Annotated in this window: 9 protein-coding genes; all 9 read left to right on the top strand. The window is 63.7% G+C overall.

Translation table 11 applies throughout. The features are described 5' to 3' along the window. The first annotated feature begins 73 nt into the window (after positions 1-73). Positions 74-352 (top strand): lipid-A-disaccharide synthase N-terminal domain-containing protein, encoded by a 279-nt coding sequence (locus ACCD00_RS29510; RefSeq protein ID WP_413428745.1) that lies wholly within the window; start codon positions 74-76, stop codon positions 350-352. A gap of 3 nt (positions 353-355) precedes the next feature. Beyond that, positions 356-1,765, top strand: coding sequence for an ArnT family glycosyltransferase (locus ACCD00_RS29505; protein ID WP_413428744.1), 1,410 nt, complete (start codon positions 356-358; stop codon positions 1,763-1,765). Between the two features lie 150 nt (positions 1,766-1,915). Next, complete coding sequence (locus ACCD00_RS29500) at positions 1,916-3,088, top strand: acyl-CoA dehydrogenase family protein (RefSeq protein ID WP_413428743.1); 1,173 nt, start codon at positions 1,916-1,918, stop codon at positions 3,086-3,088. Then, entirely contained in the window at positions 3,085-4,278 is a 1,194-nt protein-coding gene (locus ACCD00_RS29495; protein ID WP_413428742.1) for an acyl-CoA dehydrogenase family protein, read from the top strand. Before ACCD00_RS29500 ends, ACCD00_RS29495 begins: the two co-directional genes overlap by 4 nt. A 13-nt stretch (positions 4,279-4,291) precedes the next feature. Then, positions 4,292-5,074, top strand: a complete 783-nt coding sequence (locus ACCD00_RS29490) for an SDR family oxidoreductase (RefSeq protein ID WP_413428741.1) — start codon at positions 4,292-4,294, stop codon at positions 5,072-5,074. A 2-nt stretch (positions 5,075-5,076) separates the two neighbouring features. Continuing rightward, entirely contained in the window at positions 5,077-5,535 is a 459-nt protein-coding gene (locus ACCD00_RS29485) for a MaoC family dehydratase (RefSeq protein WP_413428740.1), read from the top strand. A 30-nt stretch (positions 5,536-5,565) separates the two neighbouring features. Then, positions 5,566-6,768: an acetyl-CoA C-acyltransferase gene (locus tag ACCD00_RS29480; protein WP_413428739.1), complete on the top strand. Its 1,203-nt coding sequence runs from the start codon at positions 5,566-5,568 to the stop codon at positions 6,766-6,768. Next, positions 6,769-7,158 (top strand): steroid Delta-isomerase, encoded by a 390-nt coding sequence (locus ACCD00_RS29475; RefSeq protein WP_413428738.1) that lies wholly within the window; start codon positions 6,769-6,771, stop codon positions 7,156-7,158. Then, positions 7,155-7,589 (top strand): nuclear transport factor 2 family protein, encoded by a 435-nt coding sequence (locus tag ACCD00_RS29470; RefSeq protein WP_413428737.1) that lies wholly within the window; start codon positions 7,155-7,157, stop codon positions 7,587-7,589. Before ACCD00_RS29475 ends, ACCD00_RS29470 begins: the two co-directional genes overlap by 4 nt. The last annotated feature ends 121 nt before the right edge of the window (positions 7,590-7,710 follow it).

Raw genomic sequence — 7,710 nt, 5'->3', positions numbered from 1 at the left:
TTCTCGATTTGTTCGGGGTCTGGTGGCTGATCAAGCGCACGCGGCTGAACACCATTGCCCAGGAGATCGAAGGATGAACCTCTCCCGCGAAGCCTTGTGGTTGATCGTCGGTTTTGCGGGGCAGATCGCCTTTACCGGGCGCTTTGTCCTGCAGTGGCTGTACAGCGAGTACAAGAAACGCAGCGTGATCCCGGTGAGCTTCTGGTACCTGAGCATCGTCGGCAGCACCTTGCTGCTCGCCTACGCCATTTACCGCGAAGACCCGGTGTTCATCGCCGGGCAGGCGTTCGGCTCCATCGTGTATTTTCGCAACCTGCAATTGATCGCCAAAAGCAGAAGCCTGAAGGAGTAGGTCATGCGCGGATCGTTATCGACCCGAAATATTACGTTGCTCGTAGCCATCGCGATGGCGTTGCTGTTTTTCTGGGGGCTGGGCAGCGTGCCGTTCCTCAGTGTCAACGAGGCCCGCCGCGCCGTTACCGTGCGCGAAATGCGCGAGGCGGGCAGTTGGCTGCTGCCTTACATGAACGGTGACTTGTACCTGTCCAAGCCGCCGTTTTTCTATTGGGCGGGCCTGGTTTCAACGGCGGTGCTGGGCAGCTTGTCCGAGTGGAGCGTGCGTCTGCCTTCGGCGCTGGCCGCCGCCTTGTGCTGTGTTGGCACCTATCTGTACGGCGTTCGGCAGGCGGGGCGGCAGGTTGGTTTGTTCGCCGTGGTGTTCCTGGCCGCGAACGGTGCCTTCAGCCTGTTCGCACGGCGCTCGGAAATCGAGATGCTGTTGACCCTGCTGTGCTTCGGAGCACTGCTGGCGGCCTGGCAGTTCATCTTCCAGCAAGGTCGGGTCTTCTGGAGTCGGTTGAGCTATGTGCTGTTGGGTTGCGCGCTGCTGACCAAAGGACCGGTTTGCCTGTTGTGGGTGACGGCGCCGATCCTGGCCTACGCCTTGATCTACCGTGATGCCCGGGCCAAGGCTTATCTGTGCGACGGTTGGGGCTGGCTGATTGCCGTGGTGCTGGGCAGTTCCTGGTACGTGGCGGTGTCGGTGAATCAGGGCTGGGGGATCTGGGCATCGATCATCAGCGAAGACATCGTGAAGAAGATCGACGGGCAGGGCGCCGAGGCCTGGTACGCGTATCTGCTGTACCTGGCCGGTGATTTCTTCCCGTTCTGGCTGATCGTGTTCGTACAGCCGCGCAAGTTCTGGGCGATGATCCGCTCGCGCCGCGAGGCTGCCATGCTGCTGTGCTGCAGCCTGTTGCCGCTGCTGGTGTTCTCCCTGTTCACTGAAAAGCACGGCAAGTACCTGTTGCCGGTTTATCCGTCGATGGCGCTGCTGCTGGCGATGCACTGGTCGGCGGTGCTCGATGACCTCAAGGGGCGCTGGCGCACGGTCCTGGCCGTTGTGCCCTACGTGATGCTGGCCGGGTTTGTGGTGTTCTACATGTTCGTCGAGGCGCGGGTGTTGTCGCACCGGGTCGGTGGTCTTGAGCAGGTTGCCACGCTGGCCGATGGGCAGCGGGGGCAGAAGGCTTATACCCTCGGTGAGCCGGATATCCGTCTGGTCTATTACATGGGCCGGCCAGTGACGCCGCTGACGGTGGCGCAGTTGCAGTCCGAGTCCCGTCCGGCGGGGCTGCTGTTTGTGCAAGAACCCCTCGCGCCGCAATTGCAGAACCTGGCGTCATGCCAGGTCGGTGAAATCAACCCGTACCTGAAACCGGACCGTTCAGCGCTGCTCGTGCGCATGGGGGGCGACTGCCGCTGATCGGCGTCCCGGCCGAACACACACGCCAGCACATCACCCGTTCGGACTAGGCAGGGCTAACGATTCTGCCACGTCCGGCCGGCGCCAAACTTCAAGCTCAAAGGGGCGTTGCGTCACGCACGCCCCGCCACACGAGCAGAAGGCGCCGCGATGGAGTTTGCATTCAGCGACGAACAGGAAATGATCCGCGCATCGGCCGAGGGCTTCCTCGCCGATGTCTCGGATTCTGCCGCCGTGCGCGCGGCAATGGCCAGCGAACGGGGTTTTGACGAAGCCCTCTGGCAGCGTCTGTGCCAGGAAATGTACTGGCCAGCCATTCATATCCCCGAAACCTTTGGTGGCCTCGGCCTCGGCTTTGTCGAACTGACGATCCTGCTGGAACAGATGGGGCGGCGTCTGCTGTGTTCGCCGTTTTTCGCCACCGCCTGCATGGCCACGCCTGCGCTGTTGCTGGCCGCCAATGATCAACAGAAGCAGCGTTGGTTACCGTCGATCGCCGACGGCAGCGTGACCGCGACCCTGGCGTTCAGCAGTGCCAACGGCTGGTCGGCCGACGATGTCCAGGCCACGGCGGTGGTGGAGGGCGACGGGTTCGTTCTCGACGGCACCCTCAAGCATGTGCTCGACGGGCACGGTGCTGACCTTCTGGTCATCGCTGCGCGGCAACCCGGTTCGACCGGCGAGGCGGGCATCAGCCTGTTTGCCGTGAGCGCCGAGCGGGCCGGTATCGAGCGGCAAATGCTGCCGACCATGGACCAGACCCGGCGCCAGGCGCGGATCCAGCTCAACGGCCTATACCTTGAAGCCGACTGCCTACTGGGTGAGCTCGGTAACGGCTGGTCGCACCTTGAGCGAGTTTTGCAACTGGCCTGCATCGGCCTGGCTGCCGAGCAGACCGGCGGCGCGCAGCAGGTGCTCGACCTCAGCGTGGCCTACATGCAGGAACGCCAGCAATTCGGTCGCCCGATCGCCAGTTTTCAGGCCCTCAAACACCGCGCCGCCGACATGATGCTGCAGGTCGAGTGCGCGCGTTCGGCCAGTTATTACGCCGCGTGCGTGGCCCAGGAAGCCCTCGATCCGCAGGGTGATCCGCAGGTCGCGGCAGAACTGCCGCTGGCAGCGGCGCTGGCCAAGGCGCAGTGCTCTGAAACCTATTTCGCCTGCGCATCCGAGTCGATCCAGTTGCACGGCGGTGTCGGCTTCACCTGGGAGTACGACCCGCACCTCTACTTCAAGCGCGCCCGCGCCAGCGAGAGTTTCCTCGGGCTACCGGCCTGGCATCGCGAGCGGATTGCCGCGGTCATTCTTGGAGAGCAGCCATGAAAATCAGTTTCAGCGAGCAGGACGAGCACTTCCGTCGGGAAGTCGCCGACTGGATGAGCGCCAACCTCTGCGGCGAATTCGAGCCCCTGCGTTTTCGTGGCGGTCCGGGCGATGAGCACATGTTTCCCGAAGAGCGCAAAGCCTGGGAGCGCAAACTCGCCGAGGGTGGCTGGACCTGCGTCGGCTGGGCGCCGGAGCACGGCGGGCGTGGTTTGTCGATCACCCGGCAAGTGATATTCCACGAAGAGTACGCCCGCGCCGGTGGTCCCGGTCGCATGGGGCACATCGGCGAAGGGCTGGCCGGGCCGACCATTGCCGCGTTCGGCACAGTCGAACAGCAACGGCGCTTTCTGCCGGGGATCGTCAGCGGTACGTCCTTCTGGTGCCAGGGCTATTCCGAGCCGGGGGCCGGTTCCGACCTGGCCAACGTCAAGACCCGCGCGACGCTGGATGAGGCGAGCGGAAACTGGGTGATCAACGGGCAAAAAGTCTGGACGTCCCTGGCCCACGAATCGGATTGGTGTTTTGTCATCGCCCGCACCGAACCGGGCAGCGTCGGCCATCGCGGTCTGTCATTCCTGCTGGTGCCAATGGCCCAGGTACAAATCACCGTGCGGCCCATCGAACAACTGACCGGCACCTCGGAATTCAACGAAGTGTTCTTCGACGATGCCCGCACCGACGCCACCAACATCATCGGCGCGCCGGGTGACGGCTGGAAGATCGCCATGGCGCTGCTCGGTTTTGAGCGAGGTGTCTCGACCCTCGGCCAGCAGATGCAGTTTCAGAACGAACTCAACGAAATCATCGCCATCGCCAAGTCCAATGGCGCAGACCGCGATCCGATCCTGCGCCAGCGCCTGGCCGAGGCCTGGAGCGGGCTGCGGATCATGCGCTACAACTCGCTGCGCATGCTCTCGGGCAGCCAGGACGGTTCGCTGCGCAAGGAGGCGACCATCTACAAGCTGTTCTGGTCGACCTGGCATGCCAGCCTCGGCAAGTTGGCGATGGACGTCCTTGGCGCCGAAGCGGAATTGCTCGAAGCCGCGCCTTACCAACTGACCCGTTTGCAGTCGCTGTACCTGTTCAGCCGCGCCGACACCCTCTACGGCGGCAGCAACGAAATCCAGCGCAACATCATCGCCGAGCGTGCCCTGGGCATGCCCAAAGAGCCGCGTCCGCGCGCCTGAAAGGAGAGAGTTCATGTCTGTACCTCAATATGTTGAAGGTCGCGGCCTGCTGCGCGGCAAGTCGGTGCTGATCACCGCAGCGGCGGGTGCCGGGATCGGTTTTTCCGCCGCTGTGCGCGCTGCCGAGGAAGGTTGTCGCGCACTGATGATCAGCGATATCCATGAAGGCCGGTTGGCCGAGGCGGTGCTGAAGATTCGTGAAACCACCGGGTTGCAACAGGTCTTCGGCCAGGTCTGCAACGTCGCCGACGAAGCCCAGGTGCAACAACTGATTGCCTGCGCCGAACGTGACCTGCAAGGCGTCGATGTGCTGATCAACAACGCCGGTCTTGGCGGCTCGCGCTTGCTGGTGGAGATGGGCGACGAGGAGTGGAACCGGGTGCTCGATGTGACGCTCACCGGCACCATGCGCATGACCCGCGCCATGCTGCCGAAGATGATGGCGCGGCGTGCCGGGGTCATCGTCAACAACGCGTCGGTGCTGGGCTGGCGCGCGCAGAAAGAGCAATCGCATTACGCCGCCGCCAAGGCCGGCGTCATGGCATTGACCCGCTGCGCAGCGGTCGAGGCGGCTGACTACGGCATCCGCATCAATGCGGTCAGCCCGAGCATTGCCCTGCATGATTTCCTGCGCAAATCCGCGCCTCAGGCGGTGCTCGATCAACTGGCCGCCAACGAAGCGTTCGGCCGCGCCGCCGAAGTCTGGGAAGTGGCCAACGTGATGATGTTCCTGGCCAGCGACTACAGCTCCTACATGACCGGCGAAGTGTTGTCGGTGTCCAGCCAGAGGGCGTGACCATGCCACGTATTTTCGACACGCCGATGGCCTTGTTCGACGCCGTGGGTGAATCGCTCGGCGCCAGTGACTGGCTGTTGCTGGAGCAGGACCGCATCGACCGGTTCGCTGACGCCACTGGCGATCACCAGTGGATTCACGTCGATCCGGTCAAGGCCGCCAGCGGCCCGTTTGGCGCCTGCATTGCCCATGGCTACCTGAGCCTGTCGCTGGTCAACCTGTTCTTGCCGCAGATCGTCGAAGTCCGTGGCCTGGCCATGGGCGTCAATTACGGCTGCGAGCGAGTGCGTTTCCCCGCGGTGGTGCGCGTCGGCTCGCGGGTGCGCGGCAGTGCGCAACTGATCGCGGTCGAGGAAGTGAAGGGCGGCGTACAGGCGACCATCCGCGTCAGCGTCGAGATCGACGGCGAGGACCGCCCCGGCTGCGTGGTCGACACCATCAGCCGCTATTACCCGGCGTAAACCGGCCAGCAGAATTTCGAGGAATTGAGCATGAAAGAAGCCGTCATCGTTTCGACCGCCCGTACTCCGATCGGCAAAGCCTTTCGCGGTGCGTTCAATGACACCGAAGCGCCGCAACTGGGCGGCCACGTGGTGCGCGAAGCCGTGCGCCGCGCCGGCATCGAGCCGGGCGAAGTGGACGACGTGATCATCGGCGCCGCGGCGCAACAGGGTACGCAGTCCTATAACCTGGGGCGCCTGTGCGCGATTGCCGGTGGCTTGCCGGCATCGGTTGCCGGGATGGCTGTCGAGCGCCAATGCTCGTCGGGCCTGATGAGTATCGCCATGGCCGCCAAAGGCATCATGTGCGACGAAATCGACATCGCCGTGGCCGGTGGCCTGGAGTCGATTTCCCTGGTGCAGAACAAGCACAAGAACCTGTATCGCAACCAGTCGGGTTCGGTGATCGAGCTGGACCCGCACGCCTACATACCGATGATCGAAACCGCCGAGATCGTCTCCGCGCGCTATGGCATCTCCCGCGACGAGCAGGACGAATACAGCTACCAGAGCCAGCTGCGTACCGCCCAGGCGCAGAGTGCCGGGCGGTTCGACCGCGAACTGGCGCCACTGACCAGCCGCCAGATGATCGTCGACAAGGCCACGGGCGAAACCCGCCATGAGTCCGTCACCTTGCTGCGCGACGAGTGCAATCGCATCGACACCACCCTCCAGAGCCTGAAAGCGCTGGAGCCGGTGTGGCCGGGCGGCCAGTGGAGCGACAAGGGGCGTTTCATCACTGCCGGTAATGCCTCGCAGTTGTCCGACGGTGCGTCGGCCTCGGTGTTGATGAGTGCCAAACTGGCGGAGAAACGCGGCCTGGAACCGCTGGGAATCTATCGCGGCATGGCCGTCGCCGGCTGCAATTCCGACGAGATGGGCATCGGCCCGATCTACGCCATTCCCAAGCTGCTCAAGCGCCACGGCCTGACCATGGAGCACATCGGCCTCTGGGAGTTGAACGAAGCGTTCGCCTGTCAGGTGCTGTATTGCCGCGACACCCTGGGCATTCCCGCCGAGCGCCTGAACGTCAACGGCGGGGCGATTTCCATCGGCCATCCGTTCGGCATGTCCGGGGCGCGGATGGTCGGCCACGCGTTGGTCGAAGGCCAGCGACGCGGTTTGCGCTATGTGGTGGTGAGCATGTGCATCGGTGGCGGCATGGGCGCCGCAGCCCTGTTCGAGGTGGTCTGAATGATCAGCGCACAGCAGGTGCAAGAGAGCATGGCGCGTTATGTGGAGCTGGTGGATGCCGGCGACATCGAGGGCATCCTCGCGCTCTACGCCAAAGACGCCAGCGTTGAAGACCCGGTCGGCCAGGCGCCGTTGCAGGGCATCGACGCCATCGCGCGCTTTTACCGTGAAGGACTGGGGACGATGCAAGTCTCGGCGACCCTGACCGGCCCGGTTCGCGCGACGCTCAACGGTTACGGCGCAATGCCATTCCGGGTCGACATGGAGTGGGGTGGGCAACCGTGCTCGCTGCATGTGATCGACGTGATGGAGTTCAATGCCGACGGCCAGATCCGCTCGATGAAAGCCTTCTGGAGTGAGGTCAACGTGACTCCGCGAGGTGCCGCGTGAACCTGGAGCAGCGGATCGCCCGCCTGGAAGCGCTGGAGGACATCCGCCAGCTCAAGCATCGCTACCTCAATGCCTGCGATCTCAAGCAGGTCGAGGTGATTGCCGACTGCTTTGCCGAAGGTGAAGTGCTGATCGATTACGGTCCTTTGGGGATCTTTCGTGAGCGCGACAGTTTTGTCGCGCTGTACCGCGAACTGGCCTGCCACGAACGGGTCATCGACCTGCACCACGGCGCCAACCCGGAAATCGAGGTGCTTGGCGAGGATCAGGCCCAGGGCCGTTGGGCCCTGTGGTATTTCAATCTGGATGGCGAGAGCGGGGCGACGCGGCAGTTGGGTGGGTTCTATCAGGACCGTTACCGGCGTATCGCCGGACAATGGAAGATCGTCGCCACCCGTTTTACCGCTCACTCGCAAGTGGTGCGTTCCTGAGGGCAGCTCACTCCAGAGGCTGCCCCTGTGGGAGCGGGCTTGCCCGCGAAGGCGGCGTGTCAGGCAACATTGATGCTGGATGTGCCGGCCTCTTCGCTGGCAAGCCAGCTCCCACAGTTTT

It is taken from the genome of Pseudomonas sp. Pseusp3 (assembly GCF_047304225.1).
GTDB classification, from domain to species: domain Bacteria; phylum Pseudomonadota; class Gammaproteobacteria; order Pseudomonadales; family Pseudomonadaceae; genus Aquipseudomonas; species Aquipseudomonas fluorescens_CD.
This window is presented reverse-complemented; position numbering and strand designations above follow the sequence as displayed.